Raw genomic sequence first — 20,159 nt, forward strand, 5'->3', positions numbered from 1 at the left:
CGATGCTGCTCCGAGGAAAACGCACGCTCGAGGATTACAACGCCATCTGGGTAGGAACCGTCACCGTTGCGGTGCTGGCAGTGGTGATCACCGCAATCGTCGGCATCGGCAAGTTGTCTCTGGGCCATCGCGAGTATCGGGCCGAGTTCGCCCAGGCCGCCCAGGTCAGTTCCGGTGACCAGGTTACCGTGGCGGGAATCGAGGTAGGCACGGTGACAGACGTCGCTCTCACCGGCAACCACGTCACGGTGGAGTTCACCGTCCGCAACGGTGTGCGGGTGGGCAACCAGTCGCGCGCCGCCATCAAACTGACCACCCTGCTGGGGCGCCGCTACCTCGAGTTGTCCCCGGCCGGTGACGGCGAACTCCCGTCCCGCACCATCGCGCTGGCCCACACGTCGGTGCCCTACAACCTGCAGGACACGCTGGCCGACGCGACCACCACCTTCGAACAGGTCGACGCCGACCGCGTCGCCGCATCGCTATCCGAACTGAGCGACGGCCTCACCGGTGTCCCCGAGGCGCTGCCGCAGGCCCTGCAGAACGTCAAATCCCTGGCCGCAGTGGTCGCCTCGCGCCGCGACCAGATCGGCTCGCTGCTCAAGAACGTGGACACGATCACCCGGGTGATCCGCGACCAGAAGGCCGACCTGGGCGCACTGGTGACCCAGGGCCGGGATCTGTTGCAGACTGTCACGTCCCGGCAAACCGCGGTGCACCGATTGTTCGCCGCTACCACGGCGTTGGTCGATACCTTGGGGACGATCGTCGACGACGAACCCGCATTTAACGAACTCGTGGCCAACCTTCAGCAATTCGCCCAGATGGCCGCCCGACACGACGCGCTGGTCCGCGACACGCTGCAGGTGATGCCGGTGACCTTCCGTAATCTCGCCAACGCCAGCGGCAGCGGCACGGCCCTCGATATCAACCTGCCCGCCGGGATACTCGTCGACTCGTGGATGTGTGCGCTCAGTGGGCGCGCCAAACAGTTCGGCCTGGCTCAATACTTCACCGATTGCCAACCCACGGCGGATCCATTTCCTGGTTGGCCGCCGCCGGACCCAGCGAGGCTACCGCAATGAGCCGTCACCTTCCCCAGGTCAAGTCGATCGCTATCGGACTAGCCGTTGTCGCGTTCGCCGGGATCGTCCTGTGGTACATCACTTCCGGTGAACGGCACCGGCCGCTGACGGTGACCGCGCAGTTCGAAAACGCCGTCGGACTCTACGACGGCAACGCAGTCTCTGTGCTGGGCATGCGGGTCGGGAAGGTCACCAAAATCAGCCCTACGGACGGCTACGTCGAGGTTAAGTTCGTCATCGATAAGGACGTCAAGATACCCGCCGACGTTCAGGCGGTCACCGTCAACACGTCTATCCTGACCGACCGGCACATTGAGCTGACGCCCGCATACGATGGCGGGCCCACGCTGCACGACGGGGACGTCGTGAGCCTTCCGCGCACCAGAACACCCGTCGAATTCGATCGCACCCTGGCCATGGCCGACAAGCTGTCCCGCGCCTTGGGCGGCGACAACCAGGGCCAGGGGCCAGTCGGCAACCTGATCGGGATCGGCGCCAAGATCTCCTCCGGCAGCGGACCCGACATCAAGGCCGCCCTCGATCAACTCTCCCAGGCATTGCGCCTCAGCGGGGATGACGGGGCCGCGACCAAAGAGACGGTTCAGTCGATCGCGACCAGCCTCACCGACCTGACCCAGGCCGCCGCCGACAACGACACCGCGATCAGGGAATTCGGTTCGAACGTCCGCACACTCAGCGATGTCGTCGCCGCGGAGAACCTCGGCGCGGGCAGCACCGGCGCCAAGATCAACCAGATTCTCGACCAGGCCACCGCGCTGCTGGAGAAGAACCGCGACAAGCTCAAGGACACGGTCGGTGACTTTGGCGACCTCACCGGCACGCTCACCGACTACCACCGCGAACTCGAAGAGATTATCGACGTTTTACCGCTGGTGGGCACCAACATCTACAACGCGGTTGACCGCAACGGCCACACCCTGCGGTTACACCCCACCCTCGACAAGCTTCTGCTCAACGGCCAGATGGCCAAGGAGGTCTGCAATCTTGCGGGGCTCAAAGACTTGGGTTGTGCGACGGGGACCGTCGCCGATAACGCGCCCGAGTTCGGCACCACCTTCTTCGTGGAGGGAATGACGGGCATGCTTGAACATATGGCGGGAGTGGGGGGATGACGCGTCATCGAGGTACCGCCGCCCGCGCAGTGTGCGCGGGCGCATTGGCGATGGTGGTGGCCGGCTGTGCGACCGGGCTGGGTAGCGTTCCGCTGCCCGCGCCCGGCCATATCGACGGGGACATCACGGTGACGGCCGTGTTCGCCAACGCAACCAACCTGCCGGTAAAAGCGAAGGTGAAGCTCAACGGCGCCGACATCGGCGAAGTCGAAGCCATCGACGCCCAAGACTTCTCGGCACGCGTGACCATGAAGATCAGTGTTGACACGCCGTTGTATACCGACACCATTGCCGAGTTGCGCTCGGCGACCCCCCTGGGCGACATCTTCGTCGCGGTGCGACCCGGACCAGACCCGGGCGCCGCCCGGCTGCACGACGGCGACACCATCGGCTTGGACCATACGACCTCCGCCGCGACCATCGAGGACGTCCTCAGCTCGGCCACGCTTCTGGTCAACGGCGGTGCGATCCGCCGCCTGGTCTCCACCGTCAACGGGGCGGGCACCGCGGTGGGCGGGCGGGGAGAGAAAGTCGCCGCACTGCTGCATAACTCCAACATGCTGCTGTCGCGGCTCAACCAGCGTTCGGCGCAGATCGACGGCGCGCTGCGGGACACCTCCGAGCTGGCCGCCACCCTGTCGGCTCGCCGTAACACCCTCGACACCGTCCTCACCGCGGCCGCGCCGGCGACCGACGCACTCGCCGACAATGCGACCAGCCTGGCCGACCTGGTTTCTGCGACCGGCCGGATCACCCGCCAAATCAACCGCTTTCCCTCGATGCAGGGCACGGACACCCGCAGCATCGTCGCCGATCTCAACCGGCTTTCGGATGTCTTCAACCAAATCTCCACCGACCCCGAGCTCAACCTCAACAGCTGGAATCGGATGATCTCCGGGATCACCCACATCACCAGTGGGCCCAACGTCCACGCCGTCGGAATCGTCACCCAGCTGGCGCTCGGTGCGTTGCCCGACAAAAACTATCCGGGCGATCCCGGTATCCACGGCCCCGACGGCACGGACTGGCACGCCATGATCGGCAGCCTCCGCTACGAGTGGAACGTGCTGTTGGGCCGGATATACGGACCCGAGCACCAGCCCCGGTGATGACGCCCACCCGGCCCCTCCTGGAAGGCCCGGCCCGACTGCTGGTCTACGCCGTGCGGGCGCTGACGCGCCATCGCGTCGCGGCATCGGTCACCGGCATCGTGGTGACCCTGATCGCCGTCACGGTCTACATCGTCGGTGGCACGTTGGGGATTAGCCCCGTCCGTTCCACGATCGCCGTGCAGGTACGACTCCGCGAATCGGGGGGCCTGCTGGCCAATCAGGACGTGACGCTGCGGGGCGTCCGGATCGGTCGGGTCAATTCGGTCCAATTCACCGACACCGGTGTCGTGGCCTCCATCGAGATCGACAGCCGGATACGGGTGCCGCGCGATAGCCTCATCCGGGTTTCCGCGCTGTCGGCGGCCGGCGAACAATACCTGGATTTCCAGCCGCAACAAACCGGCGGGCCGGCCCTGACCAACGACGCCGTCCTCGACGAGCACCGCACCGCCGTACCGGTGTCACTGGCGCAACTACTCGCCGACGCCAACGGGATGCTGGCGCAGGTGGACCCGGACAAGCTGGCTGCCATCACCACCGAACTGCGGGTGTCGAACCAGGGGCCCGCGAAACTGGCGGCCTTGCTCGACGGCGGGGTGTTCCTGATATCGGCCCTCGATTCGGTACTTCCGCAAACGGTCAGCGTGTTACGCACCAGCCGGACGGTGTTGACCACCCTCGTCGAAACCAACTCGGGGCTGATCCACACCTCACAGAATCTGCACGACATTCTGCGCGGCACCCGTTCGATGGACGGGGGATTCCGCACCCTCGTCGACCGCGGCGAGCGACCGCTGACCGCGCTGGACAAAATCATCACGGACAACTCCGACACCATGGTGCAGCTGCTGGGCAACCTCGCCACTACCGCGCAACTGTCCTCGGTGCGGCTGCCCGCCCTGAACGAACTTGTCAACTCGGACCGCGGCGGCTCCGCGGTGGAAGCCCTCGCAGATGTGGTACGCGACGGCGCGGTCTGGGTGCTCGTGGACCTGTATCCCCGGTACAGCTGCGACTACGGACTTCCGGCGCTGCCGCCGGCGTTACCGAACTATCCCGAGCCGTACCTGTACACCTACTGCAAGAACCCCGACCCCGCAGTCCTGGTCCGCGGCGCCCGTAACGCGCCGCGTCCGCCCGGCGACGACACGGCCGGCCCACCACCCGGCTATGACCCCAAGGCGCAGACCGACCCGGCTCCGACCGATGCCCCTACCCTGCCCACCCCGTTCGGTGGCTCGCCGATGCAGGTGCAACTGCCCCCGGACCCACCCAATTGACAGCGAGCCCACCGTGGGCCCGCGCGTGGGATCCGGCCGGGCGACCGAGAGGAGCTGCGATGACCGTAACGCGGCGCAGCGCACCGATGGTGGCGGTCCTTGCGCTGGCTAGCACCGTCCTGACCAGCCTGGCCTGGGCCGAACCCGCCGCCGGCGACCCCGGTGTGACCGCCGTGCCGGCGACAATTTCCGGCGCTAGCCCCGACGGGCTGGGCACGTGGACCGTGCAGTATCAGCTCCTCAACACCGACGAGCCGCCAACGGCGGCGGTCATCAACGAACACATTGACGCCGAGGCGAACCGTGAAGTCGCACAGCAGACGTGGGACGGCTCGACCAAACGTCCCTGGACATTCGACGCGACCGGCACGATGGACGCGCGGGCGACGACGGTGTCCGAGCTATTCGTCGGGGCATATAACACCGATGAGCCGCACATGCCGATGCAAACGGTGGGCAGTGTCGTCTGCGACACCCGCAGCGGCATCGTTATCACCTGGGACAACCTGTTCCGCGACAAGCCCGCGGGGCTGACTCGGCTCGCAGACCAGGTCGAAGCGAATCTCACCGCCGTGGCGTCCGCGAACGACCTGCGCGACTGGCGACGCGCCGGCCAGTTCGCACCGGTCGATGTCAACTTCAAGTATTGGATCCCCACGCATGAGGGTATCCAGTTGCACTTCCCCGAAGCGCAATTCGGCCGTGGGCTCAAGGTGGTGACCGTCCCGTGGGCACAGCTGAGCGACCAGATCGTACCCGAATTCCTTTCCATCGCAGGATGATGACGGCGGTCATCTACGGCGGCGCCGTGGGCGTTGACCAAATATCTGTTCCGCCGTAGAGTCACGGGTGCGACGCCTTCGGTCCAGATCGAGGTGACATTGATCCAACGGGCCGGCCATCACCGTCAGTCGCTGCCCGTGGAATGCACCGACACAAGGAGCCCGCCATGAAGATGGACGATTACATCCTCGTCTCCGTGGACGATCACCTCGTCGAGCCGCCCGGCATGTTCGACGGCCACATCCCCGACAAATACAGGGACGACGTGCCCAAGCTGATCCAGCGGCCCGACGGCACTGACGCCTGGGTCTTCGAGGGGCAGGAAGCGACCAACGTCGGCCTCAACGCGGTTGCCGGCCGCCCGCCGGATGAGTACGGCGCCGAACCGACCAAGCTCAGCGAGATCCGCGACGGGTGCTACAACATCCACGAGCGGATCCGCGATATGAACGCCAACGGCGTTGCCGCCGCGATGAACTTCCCGTCGTACCCACAGTTTTGCGGGCAGTACTTCGCGCGGGCGAAGGACAAGGATCTCGGGCTCGCGGTCCTGCGCGCCTACAACGACTGGCACATCGACGAGTGGTGCGCCACCTACCCGGGCCGGATGATCCCGCTGGCGCTGCCACCGATCTGGGACCCGAACCTGATGGCCGACGAGGTTCGGCGGGTGGCCAAGAAGCGCTGCCATGCCGTCACGTTCTCGGAGAACCCCACCAAGCTGGGGTATCCGTCGCTGCACGATCCGCATTGGGACCCGTTCTGGCAAGCATGCAGTGACGAAAACACCGTGGTGTGCCTGCATATCGGCTCGTCGTCGTCGGTGGTGATCACCTCGGTCGACGCGCCCGTGGACACGATGATCACCCTGCAACCGATGAGCATCGTCAACGCGGCGGCCGATCTGGTCTGGTCGCCGACGCTACGCAGGTTTCCCGACCTGACCTTCGCGCTGTCCGAGGGTGGCATCGGCTGGATCCCGTACTTTCTGGAGCGCATCGACCGGGTCTACAAGATGCACCGCGCCTGGACGCACCAGAACTTCGGCGACAAGCTGCCCAGCGAGGTGTTCCTGGAGCGCATCGTCACCTGCTTCATCGACGACGGGTTCGGCGTCGAGAGCCGGCACAAGCTCAACCTGGACATGATCACCTGGGAGTGCGACTACCCGCATTCCGACTCGACCTGGCCCCTGGCACCCGAGTCGCTCGCGGGCTATCTCGACGGGGTCCCCGACGCGGAGATCAACAAGATCACCCACGAGAATGCGCTGCGGCTCTTTTCCTTCGACATGTTCCGGCATCTGCCCCGCGAGCGGGCGACGGTCGGCGCGCTACGGGCGCAGGCCCGGGATGTGGACCTGGGCTACCGTTCCTCGGAACGGCTCAAGAAGACCGGCATCGACACCGTGACCGTGCTCGACCTCGCCGCCAAGCTGCCCACCGGCACCTGATCCGCGTGTCCCCGCGGCGCCCAACTACCCAGTCCCGCAGCTACCTTCTGGTAGCGTTTAACCAAATGTTCGGTCTGTAGATGCACGGGTGATCCCGGCTGATCGCGGGAGCAGGGGAGGTGACGTGGGGCGCCAAAAGCCAGCCGGGTCGGCAACCTCCGCGACCCGCGCCAGCGCCTACGACGATGGGACACGCCGCACCGAGATCCTACAGACCGCAGCTGCGCTGATCGCGTCCTCGGGGTTGCGCACGTCCCTGCAGGAGATCGCCGACGCCGCCGGGATTCTCCCGGGCAGTCTGTACCACCATTTCGAGTCCAAAGAGGCGATCCTGGTCGAGCTGGTCCGGCGCTACCACGCCGACCTGGAGCGAATCGGCGAAGTCGCCCATGCCCGGTTGGACGACGCGGGTTCTCAACCGGTGTCCGAGGCGATTGTCGAGTTGGGGACGGCGATCGCGCGGTGCGCGGTGGCGCATCGGGCCGCGCTGCAGATGTCGTTTTACGCGGCTCCCAGCGCCAACCCGGAGCTGGTCAAATTGCTACGGGAGCCGCCCACCGCGGTGCAGCACGCGATGCTGCAGACCCTGCGTGCCGGTAGATGGAGTGGGTATATCCGGTCGGATATCGACCTACCGACGCTGGCCGACCGGATGTGCCAGTCGATGATGCACGTGGGGCTCGACGTCATCCGACATAAGGCCAGCACCGACCAAGCCGCGGCGGTCCTGTGCCGCATCATGTTGCAGGGCCTGGCGAGTCGGCCCTACAGCGACGCGGAGTTGGACCGCTCCCCCGCCTTTGCTGCCGCCGAGGACGCCATCAAGACCTGGGCCGAAGAACACGCATCCGGGTCCGAGGATAAAGCCGCGCACGTCCGCGCGGTGGCGCGCGCCGAGTTCGGCCGCAAGGGCTATGAGGTCACCACCATCCGGGATATCGCCTCGGCGGCCGGGATGGGCACCGGCACCGTCTACCGGCTGATCGGGTCCAAGGACGAACTCCTGGCGTCGATCATGGAGTCGTTCGGCACGAAGGTCGGCGGCGGATTTGCCGCGGTGCTGCGCAGCGACGCGACGCCCATCGAGAAACTCGACGCGCTGAGTTGGGTCCACATCAACGCCTTGGACCAGTTCCCGGACGAGTGGAAGATCCAACTGGCGTGGATGCGCCACTCGCCGCCGGATACCCCCAACCCCGGCCTGGCGTTCACCACACGGCTGCGACAACTCAAATCGCTGTTGTCGGAAGGGACCCGGTCGGGCGAGATCCGCATCGACACTCCCTCCCTGGAGATGCTGTCGCGGTGTGTGATGGACGTGCTGTGGATGCCGGAGAACATCGTGGCGGCCGAGGGAACGCGGGCGGCGCTGGTGCTCTTCCGTGACACCGTGGTGCGCGGAGTCACCGATCGCAGCGTCGACGCATAGCGCGAGTAGACATCCGGGGAGAAATTTGCGCCGACTGTGCGGTTTCATACGCCATACGGCGCTTGGGCGTATAGGACCGCACAGTCACGAGCGCTCTGGTTCACGGAGCCGCCGACAAAGGCGTGCTACCGATCGCCGGGCAGACGCAAAAGTCCTTAAATCGCCTCGCGTTTGGGGGCTTTTGCGTCTGCTCGCGCCCACGGAGGTAGTGGCAACCAAAGTTTTGTTCCACAACCTATTGATTAAGCCGGCGGCATCACATAGGTTCGGTTTGCGCGCACGCGCGGGTTCTTACACGTGCCCAGCAACCATGGAGGATGCATGTCCGGAAAGCTCAGCGGCAAAGTCGCATTCATCACCGGCGCGGCCCGCGGGCAGGGACGCGCCCACGCGCTCGCGATGGCCAAGGAAGGCGCCGACATCATCGCGGTCGACATCTGCCGCCAGATCGAGTCGAATCCCTATCCCCTGGCAACACCCGAGGATCTCGCCGAGACGGAAAGAGCGGTCAAGGAACTCGGACGCCGGGTGATCGCCCGGATCGCCGACGTGCGGGAGCGGCACGAACTGCGCGAGGCCGTCGAAGCCGGACTGGCCGACCTGGGCCACATCGACGTCGTCGTCGCCAACGCCGGCATCTTGCCGATGGCGATGGGCAAACCGGACCCGACGCAGTTCGTCGACGCCTCCGACGTCGACCTGCTCGGTGTGATGAACACCGTCGCAGTCACGATTCCGCACCTGCCCAACGGCTCGTCGATCATCGTCACGGGGTCGACGGCAGGCATGATCCGCGGCACCACCGACAATCCCAACATGGGCCCCGGCGGCGCCGGATACGGGTGGAGCAAACGCATCGTGATGGAGTACGTCGAGGAGATGTGCCTGCACCTGGCGCCCCGGATGATCCGGATCAACGCCATCCATCCGACCAACTGCAACACCCACCTGCTGCAGAACGACGGGATGTATTCCATGTTCCGCCCGGATCTGACCGCCGAGGGCAAGAAGGCCACCCGTGAGGACGCCGAGCCGCTGTTCACCATCTTCCAAGCCATGCCGATCCCGTATGTCGAGCCGGAGGACATGGCCAACCTCGGGGTGTTCCTGGCCAGTGACGATGCCCGCTACATCACCGGACAGCAGATCCGCGTCGATGCGGGCTCACTGCTCAAGTGGCCCAACGGCCCGGGCAGGTAGCGCGCGCCAGACAAGGAATTCTCCGATGGTGGAGCTTGAGCGCCCTCCCGACGAATCGGCGGCTCCGCACGAGGTCGCCTTCGGGCGTCCACTGCCTCCGCGGGTCGATCCGTTCTGCCACCCGCCAGAAGGGCGCACCCCCGGCCGACCGTTATCACCGCCATCCGGGCAGCCGGCGGCGAATGCTATCCGGCGGCGCATGGGCCGCCCGCTGTATTGGCGCCATAGACGGCGGAAGCGCCCTGCACCTGGATCTGCAAAGGCCATTGCCAGCACAGAACACTCGCAGGACCGGTAATGCCAATGGACCGCGAATTCGTCTTCGCCGCGGTTGCCGACGAGCGGCGAAAGATCGCAGAGCTGCTCGATACCCTTGATGACGCCCAACTGGCCACGCCCAGCTTATGCGCGGGCTGGGACATCAAGACCGTAGCAGCCCACGTGGTCAGCGTTTTCACCGATAGCTTTTGGGTGTTCATGGGCACCGCCCTGCGTCATGCGAGCATGGCGCGCGCCGTCGACGACCTCGCCCGCCGCCGTGCGCAGTTAGACGCGGACGAGATTGCTTCCGTCCTGCGACGGCACGCCGATTATCCGCTGAGTCCGCCACTATTCGGTCCCCTCGACCCCCTGGCTGACATCCTGGTTCACGGCGGCGACATCAGGATTCCGCTGGACCTGCCATTTGCACCCGATCCTGTTCTCTCCACGCTCGCACTGGACTTCCTGACCGGCCCATGGCCGTTCGGTTTCGTACCGCTGGGGCTCCTGAGAGGTATTTCTCTGCACGCCACCGACATTGATCGAACCTGGCGCAAGGGAAATAACGTAAAAGGACCGGCGGCGGCCCTCATGATGACAGTTGCCGGCCGCACCGCGTTCCTTGACGAACTCGAAGGGCCCGGATTACCGTTGCTACGCCGACGGCTGGGTCTAAATTAAACCGCCACACACCGACACGGCGCCCGTCGATAATCACCGCTGAATCGGTGATCTCGTTCATTACTTGCAGCACATCTCGGTGGCCGCGGCGTAGAACTCGGCGCCCCCGAGTCGGGCGCCCGCCGCCAACGGTCGCCGGGGCGCTTGGCGACAGGTAGCGTCGGCAGGTATGGCACGCATCGTCGTTATCGGCGGCCACGGCAAGGTCGCCCTGCTTCTGTCTCGCATCCTGTCCGAGCGCGGCGACCAGGTAAGTGCGGTGTTTCGCAACCCCGACCACGCCCAAGATGTCGCCGCGACCGGCGCCACCCCGGTGGTGGCCGATATCGAACAGTTGGACACCGACGGCTTGGCCCAGCTGCTGACCGGGCACGACGCGGTGGTGTTTTCCGCCGGCGCCGGCGGCGGTAATCCGGCGCGCACCTACGCCGTCGACCGCGATGCCGCCATCCGGACCGTCGACGCCGCCGCCCAGGCCGGGGTGCGCCGGTTCGTGATGGTGTCCTACTTCGGCGCCGGGTCCGATCACGGGGTGCCCGAGGGTGATTCGTTTTTCCCGTACGCCGAGGCCAAAGCCGCCGCCGACGCGCACCTGCGCGCATCCAACCTGGACTGGACGGTGCTAGGCCCCAGTCGGCTGACTCTGGAGCCGGGCACCGGCCGCATCGCGGTCGGCCCGGACACCGACAAAGGACAGGTGTCGCGGGAGAACGTTGCGCTGGTGGCCGCGGCGGCCGTGGCCGACGATGCGACGATTCGCCGCATCATCGAATTCAACGACGGTGAGCAGCCCATCGCCGAGGCGCTCGCGGCCGGGTAGCGGTTGGGGGCGGAGCCCGCCAGGCGGTAATCTCGACGGCACAGCTGGTCTGCTGACCCCGTCGTATCGGCGGGGTGGGCATCGAGCGAAGCGTAGGCGTCGCGAGAGGGAACCCGGTGGGAATCCGGGACTGTCCCGCAGCGGTATGCAGGAACGACCGCCGTCAACGGCACTGGTCAACAGACTGGGAAGCGACGGCCAGTAGGGGCACCCATCCGGGTGCGCGCCTGTGAGTCCGAAGACCTGCCAGCTGCGCCGGGCGCGCCGCGCCCGGCGGCTCATCGCCTCGTGGAATGGGCGTATGGCCGTCCCGGTTGCAGGTGTTGTGTCGGCAGGCGCCCCGCGACCGGATCGGCTGCGCGTCCGTCGGCGGTGACCACACCCGCGAGTGAAGGACGACCTTGTGACCGCTCAACCATTTACCGCCACCGTTACCGGCTCCCCGCGTATCGGCCCCAACCGCGAACTCAAACGTGCCACCGAGCGCTATTGGGCCGGCCGCATCACCCAGGGTGACCTGCAGGACATCGCCGCCACCCTGCGCCGCGACACCTGGTCCGCGCTGGCCGACGCCGGACTGGACTCGGTACCGGTGAACACCTTCTCCTACTACGACCAGATGCTGGACACCGCGGTGCTGCTCGGCGCGCTGCCCGACCGGGTCGCCGGTGTCGCCGACGAGCTGGACCGCTATTTCGCCGCCGCGCGGGGCACCGATGAGATCGCCCCGCTGGAGATGACGAAGTGGTTCGACACCAACTATCACTACATCGTTCCCGAGATCGGACCGGACACCCGGTTCGGCCTGAACCCGGCCAAGGTGGTCGGTGAGCTCAAAGAAGCCCTGGAGCTGGGCGTTCCCGCCCGCCCGGTGGTCATTGGCCCGGTTACCTTCCTGCTGTTGAGCAAGGCGGTGGGCGGTGCGGGTGCACCGATCGAACGGCTCGACGAGCTGATCCCGCTCTACACCGAACTGCTGGGGCTGCTCGCCGCGGCCGGCGCGGAGTGGGTCCAGCTGGACGAGCCGGTGCTGGTGACCGACATCGCCGCCGATGCGCCCGCGCTGGCGGAGCGGGTCTACACGGCGCTGGGATCGGTGACCAAGCGGCCCGCGCTGTTTGTCGCCACCTACTTCGGCGACCCCGGCGCTGCGTTGCCCGCGCTGGCCCGCACCCCGGTCGAGGCGATCGGCGTCGACCTGGTCTACGGCCCGGACACCGCGGTCGCCGCGGTGCCCGAACTGGCCGGCAAGACCCTGGTCGCCGGTGTCGTCGACGGACGCAACATTTGGCGCACGGACCTGGAGTCGGCGCTGAGCAAGCTGGCCAGCCTGCTCGGGTCAGCCGCGACGGTGGCTGTCTCTACGTCGTGCTCGACGCTGCATGTGCCCTACACCCTGGCCGCCGAAACCGGCCTGGACGACAACCTGCGCAGCTGGCTGGCGTTCGGCGCCGAGAAGGTCACCGAAGTGGTGGCCCTGGCGCGGGCGCTGCGCGACGGCCGTGACGCGGTCGCCGACGAGATCGCGGCCTCGGCGGCCGCGGTGGCGTCACGGTCCAGCGATCCTCGGCTGCGCAATGAGCAGGTCCGCGCCCGCATCGACACCATCACCGCCGCCGGTTCGCAGCGCGGCTCGGCGGCGGCCCGGCGCGAGGCCCAGGACGCCCGGCTGCACCTGCCGCCGCTGCCCACCACCACGATCGGGTCGTTCCCGCAGACCACCGACATCCGCAAGGCGCGCGCCGCGCTGACCGCCGGTGAGATCGACCAGGCCGAATACACCCGCCGGATGCAGGCCGAGATCGCCGACGTGATCAAGCTGCAGGAGCAACTCGGCCTCGACGTGCTGGTACACGGTGAGCCGGAACGCAACGACATGGTGCAGTACTTCGCCGAGCAGCTGGACGGCTTCTTCGCCACCGCCAACGGCTGGGTGCAGTCCTACGGCAGCCGGTGTGTGCGCCCGCCGATCCTCTACGGCGACGTCGCCCGCCCGCACCCGATGACCGTCGAGTGGGCCACCTACGCTCAGTCGCTGACCGACAAGCCGGTCAAGGGCATGCTGACCGGGCCGGTCACCATCCTGGCCTGGTCGTTCGTCCGCGACGACCAACCGCTGGCCGACACCGCCAACCAGGTGGCGCTGGCGATCCGCGACGAGACGGTGGACCTGCAGCAGGCCGGTATCGGGGTGATCCAGGTCGACGAGCCAGCGCTGCGTGAGCTGTTGCCGCTGCGCAACGCCGACAAGCAGGCCTACCTGACCTGGGCGGTCGGCGCGTTCCGGCTGGCCACCTCCGGGGTGGCGGACTCCACGCAGATCCACACCCACCTGTGCTACTCGGAGTTCGGTGAGGTGATCGGCGCGATCGCCGACCTGGACGCCGACGTCACCTCGATCGAGGCGGCCCGCTCGCACATGGAGGTGCTCGACGACCTGAACGCGATCGGGTTCTCCAACAGCGTCGGACCGGGGGTGTACGACATCCACTCGCCGCGGGTGCCCAGCACCGCCGAGATGGCCGACTCGCTGCACGCCGCACTGCGGGCGGTGCCCGCCCAGCGGCTGTGGGTCAACCCGGACTGCGGCCTGAAGACCCGCAAGACCGACGAGGTGACCGCGTCGCTGCGCAACATGGTCGCCGCGGCCGCTGAGGCACGGGCGAGCGCCTAACCGGCCTCCGACCTCGCCTCGCCGAACGTGCGCTCACGGCGGAAAAATCGCCAAAATCCCGCCCTGAGTGCACGTTCGGCGAACGGGTGCGTCACGACTCCACGTGCACCGGCAGGCCGTCGTCCCACGGCTGGCGGGTCACCATGTCGGCCACCCGCACGTAGCCCCGCTCGAATTCGCCGGTGGCGGCGTCCACCAGCCGGTACTGCTGGGTTTGGCGGTGGATGGGTTGCGCGTCGAGGATCACCACCCGCACCTCCCCCGGCTCGAATCGGCACCGCCGCTGCAGCGCGGCGATCAGCTGTTCGTTGCTGAAGTGTCCGTCGCCGAAATTCCAGCCGATCGCGGTGCTGGTGATCCGCTCACCGTCGGTCAGCACGTAGTCGTCCTCGTTCTGATCGGCCATGGCGCGGTGCGCCAGGGTGAACAGCGCCCGGCCGTGAGTGTTGAAGGCGCGGAACGCATACCCCATGTACATCGGGATCTGGGCGGCTTCCTTGCTGCCGTAGAACTTCTCCAGCTGGGCGGCGGGCATGCTGGCGATCGCCACGATGCCGCGGGCGATCTTCTCGTCGGCCGACGGCTTGATACACCACAACGTGGTGTCCCAGTTGCCGGCGTAGTAGCGCATGCCCGGCAGGAACGACACCTTGCGCGGGAACAGGTTGCCGAGGGCGACGGTTCCCGCGACGACGGCGAACAGCGCGATCGGCAGCGGTGTCGTCACATCACCCAGCCCGACGTCGGCGTGGCCGACGAACAGCGCCAGCACGGAAAACATCATGAAGACGTTCCATTCCAGCGGCACCCCCATCGGAATCGCCGACAGGATGCCGAAGTGGAAGCACAGCATGATGAACGCGGCGATCGCCGTGGGCCACCCGCCGTGGCTGAACAACAGCACCAGTGGCACCAGTCCCTCGATCACCGTGGAAAAATGCGCGAGCCACCGCGAACGCCGTCCCGGGCGCAGGTCGTCCGGGAAATGTTCGAAAAACTTGCGTTTGATGGACCGCGCCCGAAACAGCGGGTTGTTGCTCATCATCGTGGAGATGACGAACGGGAAGTGCTTGTTGAGCTTGGACGTCGCCGCGCCCAGCCAGATGACCAGGCACACCAGTTTGGCGGCCACGATCATGTCCACGCCGTAGCCGGCGAACAAGAACGCGACGGTGAAGGAGGCGTACACCTCGCCGCGGGCGGCCAGGAAGATGACCTTGTCGCGTAGCCCCAGCACCGCCAGCACACCCAGCACTGCCCAGATCTGCCAGGCCGGCAGCACCCCGACGGTCGTTCCCAGCGCCGGGGTCGGGCCGGTGCCGTCGGAGAACAGCGCGATCAGCAGCAGCACCAGCAGCGCGCCATACAGCAGCGCGTCGATGGGGGTGCGCCGGTCACCGGCGGTCAGCGGTACCCGGCCCGGCCATGGCGGCAGCCGGATGGTGCCGGGCCGCAGCCAGTACAGGATCGAGCCCATCGGCGGGAAGAACCGGTTGTTCAGCGGCCCGAAGCCGCAGCCCAGGCCGACCACCTCGAACAACATGGTGTAGAGCACGACCTTCTCGAACACGATCGGCTCGGCGTACCAGTGCGCGACATTGGTAAAGCCGTCGATGCCGGCGGTGGTCAGCGCGATCAACCACGCACCCAGGATGTAGAGGCCGATCTTGACGACGTAGAACAGGTGCAGCAGCACCGGCGTGCCGAAGCCGACCTCGGCCCAGTGTCGAGCCATCGGGATGATCTTCTCGGCGCGGGTGCCCTTGCTCCACTCCTCGAAGTCGATGACCGGGGTGTCCTGTTTGAGAAATCCCATGACCGACAGATTAGAACGTGTTCTAGAAGCTCGTCTCGGGGTTCGCGCGTTGACCCTTGACTACTACAGGTCGTAGTAGTAAGAAGGTGGGTACCGGCCGGCTTCATCACCCGCACACACGTCAGGGGACGGTGATCCGTGATGAGCGATCACGATAACTCGGATCGGTTCCTACGCTGGGCCGCAGTGGCTTTCGCGATCGGCTTCGCGATCCACGGCCTGGACCACCTACGTCGCGGCATGTCGGCATCACCCCCCGCCGTCATGGTCGGCGGCACCGTGCAGGCGGTGTTCGTGGTCCTCGCGGTGGTCCTGGCGCTTAGGAATCACCCTCGTGCGCGGCGGGCGGCGGTGCTGGCCGGGTTCGGCAGCGCGGTGCTGTTCAGCTACGCGCACCTGTTGCCGACCATCTGGCCCGGCTACCAGGACAGCTTCGTCTCGCCGCCCCACACCAACGTGACCTGGTTTTCCTGGTTGAGCGCGGTCGCCGAGGTCGGCACCGGCATCGTCGTCGGCGGTGCCGGGATTGCCGCCACGCGCCGGGATCGGTCCGCCACCCCGCCGCCGTACTGTGAGTCCCTTCCCGTCGATTGCTGACAACCGGTGCGGCACGATAGCGGTCGTGACCGACGCGTTGCGCTATGTCCTGTTTCCGGGCCGCCACCATCTGCTGACCCGCTTCCAGGCGCGCTACCTCGCCGACCTGCTCGGGAGCTGGCTGACCGACACCACCGGCGCACCGCTGACCTTCACCGACGACGCCGTCGTCGTCTGGGCGGTGACCAGCGCCAACCACCAGAACACCCGGCGCAACCCGGTCCCGGCCAACCGGCGCGAGGCCGCGATCGAATTGCTTTCGCTGCGGGAGGGATTCCGTTCGGTGGTGGTCCCGATCACCGATGTGCCGGCGACCGACCGGTTCGCTGAGATCACCCTCAAGGCCGTGCGGCACGCGACCGCGGGCCGGGTGGATCTGCGCCCGGAGAACACCGTGGTCGCCTGTTCGACGCCCGGTGTGGCGGCGCTGTATCAGCGGCTGGGGTTTCGGATCGCGCCGGTCGAGCGCGACCATCCCGAGCGGCCGGCGCACCCGTGGCAACTGCTCGATCGGGTCGCCGCCGGCGACCCGGAATGGCGCCGGCACGCACACCCCGCCACCGTCGACGTGTTCGACCGGTACGCGCTGGCCGAGCACGTGGCCACGATCAGCGCCGACCCGATCGTCAGCAGCGAGGGGGCGCTGACCGACACCCGCGACTACCGGACCTACAGCGCGGCGTTCGACGCGGCCGCCGAACGGAAATGGGGCCAGGCCCGCCCCTACCTGCGGCCGGGACGCATCGTGGACATCGGCTGCGCCGCCGGCGCGATGCTGGAACTGCTGGCCGGCGACCCGGAGCTGGCCGAATCCGATCTCTACGGCATCGAGGTGGCCCGCCACCTGTACGAGGAGTGCGAGCACCGCAAAGCGCAGGGCGTCTTCGCCAACCCCAACACGTTCTTCTACCAGCGCAATATCCTGGCCGGTCCGGTCTTCCCGGACCGCAGCATCGACACCACCCTGACGTTTGCGCTGACCCACGAGATCTACAGCTACGGTGACGGGATGGCGTCGCTGCGCCGGTTCGCGCAGACCATCGCCGACCACACCGCAGCGGGCGGGGTCTGGATCAACTCGGACGTCTGCGGCCCGGACAATCCCGACCAGCGGGTGCGGCTGGCGTTCCACGAGCCCGGTGTGCGCCAGCCGGCGATCGATCTGACCGCCATGCCGGTCGAGGCGGCGCGCGATCATCTGGCCGCGCTGCCGCCGGCGGGTCGCTTCGCCCAGTTCGCCGCCGACTTCCGTCGCGGCGCGGGGGTCCCGTTCGAGTTCCAGGTGCTCGATGACCACACGGTGCAGCTGCGGTTGGCCGATGCGATGGAGTTCCTCACCAAATACAGCTACATCGACAACTGGCTGTCGGAGACCCACGAACAGTTCTGCGCGTTGTCCTGGCGCGACTGGGTGGCGCTGGCCACCGACCTGGGCTTGGTGGTTGATCCGCGCTCCGGGGCGTGGCGCAACGACTGGCTGATCGAAAATGTCTTCGACCCGGCCGCCGCGCTGCTCACCGCCGACGGCGCACCGCTGGATTGGCCGGTCACCCATCTGCTGCTGGCGGCGGGCCGGGGCCACTAAGCGGGACCGCCCCCGCTCACCGACAGCCCGCGGGTGACTTGCTAGCACACGGGCTGATCACGGTACAGTCCTCACCAGCGTTGCGGTGCGCGTCCTGGCTGGCTCAGGGGTACGGTCAGGTACTGGTCCAATCCAGAGGGGGGACGACCAGGAGAAATGCCGAGATGGGATTGGGATGGCCAAGGATCTGACTGAGATCGAGCTGCTGACGGAGTTGGAGCCGGTAGTAGCCGACTGCACAAACCAGCACCTCGCCATCGCCAAAGCGTGGAATCCGCACGACTACGTGCCGTGGGACCAGGGCCGCAACTTCGCCGCCCTGGGGGGCACCGACTGGGCCGAAGAGCAGTCACAGCTGTCCGAGGTCGCGAAGATCGCCATGATCACCAACCTGCTGACCGAGGACAACCTGCCGTCCTATCACCGCTACATCGGTGAGAACTTTTCGGTCGACGGCGCCTGGGGCACCTGGGTGGGCCGGTGGACCGCCGAGGAGAACCGGCACAGCATCGCGATGCGCGACTATCTGGTGGTCACCCGCGGGGTAGACCCGGTGGCGCTGGAGACAACCCGGATGCAGGTCGTGAACCGCGGGATCCACGCGCCCGACGAGTTCGGCGGGGTGCTGATCCAGCTTGCCTACGTCACCGTCCAAGAGGTGGCCACCCGGATCAGCCACCGCCAGACCGGCCGGGTCTGCGACGACCCGATCGCCGATGCCATGCTCAAACGGATCGCCCAGGACGAGAACCTGCACGCGGTGTTCTACCGCAATGTCACCACCGCCGGGTTCGACCTGGCACCCGACCAGACCGTCGAGGCCGTGACCAAGGTGGTGAAGCAGTTCGACATGCCGAGTCGCGGCATGCCCAATTGGCGACGCAACGGTGCGCTCATGGTCAAGCACGGCATCTACGACCTGCGTCAGCACCTCGACGAAGTGCTGACACCGCTGATGCGGGCGTGGAAGGTATTCGAGCGCAACGACTTCACCGCACGCGGAGACCGATACCGCAACGAGTTGGGTGAATACCTGGACAAGCTGCAGGCCGACGTCGTCAAATTCGAAGAGCGTCGGGCCCGTATCCTCGAACGCACGGCGGCGAAGGGCGATCGCGTCGCCGAAGGCCAAGTGCCAGTCCGCGTCTAGTGCGCGCACGCGCGGCGATCTCCACCGGCCCAGACGCACCTTTCGACATCCGCAGCGTCGATGTCGACGACCCGCGTGCCGACGAAATCCTGGTGAAGCTCTCGGCGACCGGGATCTGCCACACCGACCTGTTCTTCAAGTCCAAGGTGCCCGCCGCGGCGGGGCCATGCCTGTTCGGGCACGAGGGAGTCGGGGTGGTCACCGCGGTCGGGCCGGCGGTCACCACGGTCACCCCGGGTGATCACGTTGTGCTCAGCTATCGCAGCTGCGGAGACTGCCGGCCGTGCCGGCAGGGACAACCCGCCTACTGTGACCGCAGTACCGAGCTGAACGCACTGGGCGTGCGCCCCGACGGCGCACCGGGGGTCAGCTGCGACGGCAAAGCGGTGCTCGCCGGCTTCTTCGGCCAATCCAGCTTCGCCGAGTACGCGCTGGCCCACCCCGACAACGTCGTCGTGGTCGACGCTGCGGTCGACAAGGCCGTCATCGCCGCGCTGGGGTGTGGCTTCCAAACCGGCGCCGGTGCGGTGCTGAACGTGCTGCGGCCGACGTCGTCGTCGCAGCTGGTGATCTACGGCACCGGCAGCGTCGGCTTTGCCGCGTTGTTGGCGGCCCGCGCCGCCGGTGTCGAACGGATCGTCGCGGTGGACCCGGCCGGTCCACGACGGGAGCTGGCGACCGAGTTGGGTGCGGTCGCCGTCGACCCCACCGAACCCGATGCGGCGCAAGCGATTGCGTCGGCGACCGACGGTGGCGCCACCCATGCCCTCGACACCACCGGCATCCCGGCCGTCATCCGCCAGGCCGCCGCGTCGCTACGGGCAACCGGAGCACTGGCGGTGGTGGGCCTCGGCGCGGCCGAGGTCACGATCGACATCCAGGACCTGTTGTTCAAGGGGAAAACGATCCGCGGCTGCATCGAGGGCGATGCGCGCATCCACGAGTTCATCCCAGCCCTGGTTGACCTGTACGCGGCGGGCACGTTTCCCATCGACCGGTTGATAACGCGGTATCGCCCGGAGGAGTTCAATCAGGCGATCGCCGACCAAGCGGACGGCCGGGTGATCAAACCGGTCATCGTCTGGGATCACTAACGCCGA

General features: G+C 67.0%; 16 protein-coding genes and 1 riboswitch. Of the genes, 15 read left to right on the top strand and 1 reads right to left on the bottom strand.

The genetic code is table 11. The features are described 5' to 3' along the window. Nucleotides 1-2: 2 nt before the first annotated feature. The 11 genes from ACAG26_RS16065 to metE all read left to right on the top strand — a co-directional run bounded on the left by ACAG26_RS16065 (nucleotide 3) and on the right by metE (nucleotide 13,911). Nucleotides 3-1,085 carry an MCE family protein gene (locus tag ACAG26_RS16065; RefSeq protein WP_370483871.1) on the top strand — a complete coding sequence of 361 codons (1,083 nt, stop codon included), beginning with the start codon at nucleotides 3-5 and terminating at the stop codon, nucleotides 1,083-1,085. Further along, a complete protein-coding gene (locus tag ACAG26_RS16070; RefSeq protein WP_370483873.1) occupies nucleotides 1,082-2,218 on the top strand; it encodes an MlaD family protein in 1,137 nt (378 codons plus the stop codon). The genes ACAG26_RS16065 and ACAG26_RS16070 overlap by 4 nt, the downstream gene beginning before the upstream one ends. Next, nucleotides 2,215-3,327, top strand: a complete 1,113-nt coding sequence (locus ACAG26_RS16075; RefSeq protein WP_370483875.1) for an MCE family protein — start codon at nucleotides 2,215-2,217, stop codon at nucleotides 3,325-3,327. The genes ACAG26_RS16070 and ACAG26_RS16075 overlap by 4 nt, the downstream gene beginning before the upstream one ends. Next, entirely contained in the window at nucleotides 3,327-4,610 is a 1,284-nt protein-coding gene (locus ACAG26_RS16080; RefSeq protein ID WP_370483878.1) for an MlaD family protein, read from the top strand. Before ACAG26_RS16075 ends, ACAG26_RS16080 begins: the two co-directional genes overlap by 1 nt. Nucleotides 4,611-4,669: 59 nt before the next feature. Next, a complete protein-coding gene (locus ACAG26_RS16085) occupies nucleotides 4,670-5,392 on the top strand; it encodes a DUF3298 domain-containing protein (protein ID WP_370483880.1) in 723 nt (240 codons plus the stop codon). A 167-nt stretch (nucleotides 5,393-5,559) separates the two neighbouring features. Then, nucleotides 5,560-6,846: an amidohydrolase family protein gene (locus ACAG26_RS16090; protein WP_370483882.1), complete on the top strand. Its 1,287-nt coding sequence runs from the start codon at nucleotides 5,560-5,562 to the stop codon at nucleotides 6,844-6,846. Nucleotides 6,847-6,970: 124 nt separating this feature from the next. Further along, nucleotides 6,971-8,275 (top strand): TetR/AcrR family transcriptional regulator, encoded by a 1,305-nt coding sequence (locus tag ACAG26_RS16095; RefSeq protein ID WP_370483884.1) that lies wholly within the window; start codon nucleotides 6,971-6,973, stop codon nucleotides 8,273-8,275. 321 nt (nucleotides 8,276-8,596) lie between these two features. Further along, the gene (locus ACAG26_RS16100) at nucleotides 8,597-9,475 is read left to right on the top strand and encodes a mycofactocin-coupled SDR family oxidoreductase (RefSeq protein WP_370483886.1); all 879 of its coding nucleotides are present in this window, start codon (nucleotides 8,597-8,599) and stop codon (nucleotides 9,473-9,475) included. 303 nt (nucleotides 9,476-9,778) lie between these two features. After that, nucleotides 9,779-10,417 carry a maleylpyruvate isomerase family mycothiol-dependent enzyme gene (locus ACAG26_RS16105; RefSeq protein ID WP_370483888.1) on the top strand — a complete coding sequence of 213 codons (639 nt, stop codon included), beginning with the start codon at nucleotides 9,779-9,781 and terminating at the stop codon, nucleotides 10,415-10,417. A gap of 169 nt (nucleotides 10,418-10,586) precedes the next feature. Beyond that, on the top strand, nucleotides 10,587-11,237 hold the full coding sequence (locus tag ACAG26_RS16110; protein WP_370483890.1) for an SDR family oxidoreductase: 651 nt from the start codon (nucleotides 10,587-10,589) through the stop codon (nucleotides 11,235-11,237). A gap of 77 nt (nucleotides 11,238-11,314) precedes the next feature. Next, a riboswitch (cobalamin riboswitch) is annotated at nucleotides 11,315-11,503 on the top strand. Nucleotides 11,504-11,640: 137 nt separating this feature from the next. Beyond that, a complete protein-coding gene (gene metE, locus ACAG26_RS16115; protein ID WP_370483892.1) occupies nucleotides 11,641-13,911 on the top strand; it encodes a 5-methyltetrahydropteroyltriglutamate--homocysteine S-methyltransferase in 2,271 nt (756 codons plus the stop codon). Nucleotides 13,912-14,002: 91 nt separating this feature from the next. Here the strand turns inward: metE and ACAG26_RS16120 are convergent, their stop codons facing one another. After that, a complete protein-coding gene (locus tag ACAG26_RS16120; protein ID WP_370483895.1) occupies nucleotides 14,003-15,727 on the bottom strand; it encodes a DUF3556 domain-containing protein in 1,725 nt (574 codons plus the stop codon). Nucleotides 15,728-15,913: 186 nt separating this feature from the next. Between ACAG26_RS16120 and ACAG26_RS16125 the strand changes: the two genes are divergently transcribed. From ACAG26_RS16125 to ACAG26_RS16140, 4 genes are all read left to right on the top strand, one after another. Beyond that, a complete protein-coding gene (locus ACAG26_RS16125) occupies nucleotides 15,914-16,324 on the top strand; it encodes a hypothetical protein (RefSeq protein WP_370483898.1) in 411 nt (136 codons plus the stop codon). A gap of 25 nt (nucleotides 16,325-16,349) precedes the next feature. Continuing rightward, nucleotides 16,350-17,909 (top strand): hypothetical protein, encoded by a 1,560-nt coding sequence (locus tag ACAG26_RS16130; protein WP_370483903.1) that lies wholly within the window; start codon nucleotides 16,350-16,352, stop codon nucleotides 17,907-17,909. 175 nt (nucleotides 17,910-18,084) lie between these two features. Further along, complete coding sequence (locus tag ACAG26_RS16135) at nucleotides 18,085-19,059, top strand: acyl-ACP desaturase (protein ID WP_370483909.1); 975 nt, start codon at nucleotides 18,085-18,087, stop codon at nucleotides 19,057-19,059. Continuing rightward, nucleotides 19,059-20,153 carry an NAD(P)-dependent alcohol dehydrogenase gene (locus ACAG26_RS16140; RefSeq protein WP_370483912.1) on the top strand — a complete coding sequence of 365 codons (1,095 nt, stop codon included), beginning with the start codon at nucleotides 19,059-19,061 and terminating at the stop codon, nucleotides 20,151-20,153. Before ACAG26_RS16135 ends, ACAG26_RS16140 begins: the two co-directional genes overlap by 1 nt. Nucleotides 20,154-20,159: the final 6 nt, after the last annotated feature.

This window comes from Mycobacterium sp. pUA109 (assembly GCF_041287095.1).
Classification (GTDB): domain Bacteria; phylum Actinomycetota; class Actinomycetes; order Mycobacteriales; family Mycobacteriaceae; genus Mycobacterium.

Bases quoted from the DNA above. Each gene is read 5' to 3' on its own strand.
- ACAG26_RS16065 (WP_370483871.1), top strand. From the start codon at position 3: ATGCTGCTCCGAGGAAAACGCACGCTCGAGGATTACAACGCCATCTGG.
- ACAG26_RS16070 (WP_370483873.1), top strand. From the start codon at position 1,082: ATGAGCCGTCACCTTCCCCAGGTCAAGTCGATCGCTATCGGACTAGCC.
- ACAG26_RS16075 (WP_370483875.1), top strand. From the start codon at position 2,215: ATGACGCGTCATCGAGGTACCGCCGCCCGCGCAGTGTGCGCGGGCGCA.
- ACAG26_RS16080 (WP_370483878.1), top strand. From the start codon at position 3,327: ATGACGCCCACCCGGCCCCTCCTGGAAGGCCCGGCCCGACTGCTGGTC.
- ACAG26_RS16085 (WP_370483880.1), top strand. From the start codon at position 4,670: ATGACCGTAACGCGGCGCAGCGCACCGATGGTGGCGGTCCTTGCGCTG.
- ACAG26_RS16090 (WP_370483882.1), top strand. From the start codon at position 5,560: ATGAAGATGGACGATTACATCCTCGTCTCCGTGGACGATCACCTCGTC.
- ACAG26_RS16100 (WP_370483886.1), top strand. From the start codon at position 8,597: ATGTCCGGAAAGCTCAGCGGCAAAGTCGCATTCATCACCGGCGCGGCC.
- ACAG26_RS16105 (WP_370483888.1), top strand. From the start codon at position 9,779: ATGGACCGCGAATTCGTCTTCGCCGCGGTTGCCGACGAGCGGCGAAAG.
- ACAG26_RS16110 (WP_370483890.1), top strand. From the start codon at position 10,587: ATGGCACGCATCGTCGTTATCGGCGGCCACGGCAAGGTCGCCCTGCTT.
- ACAG26_RS16120 (WP_370483895.1), bottom strand. From the start codon at position 15,727: ATGGGATTTCTCAAACAGGACACCCCGGTCATCGACTTCGAGGAGTGG.
- ACAG26_RS16135 (WP_370483909.1), top strand. From the start codon at position 18,085: ATGGCCAAGGATCTGACTGAGATCGAGCTGCTGACGGAGTTGGAGCCG.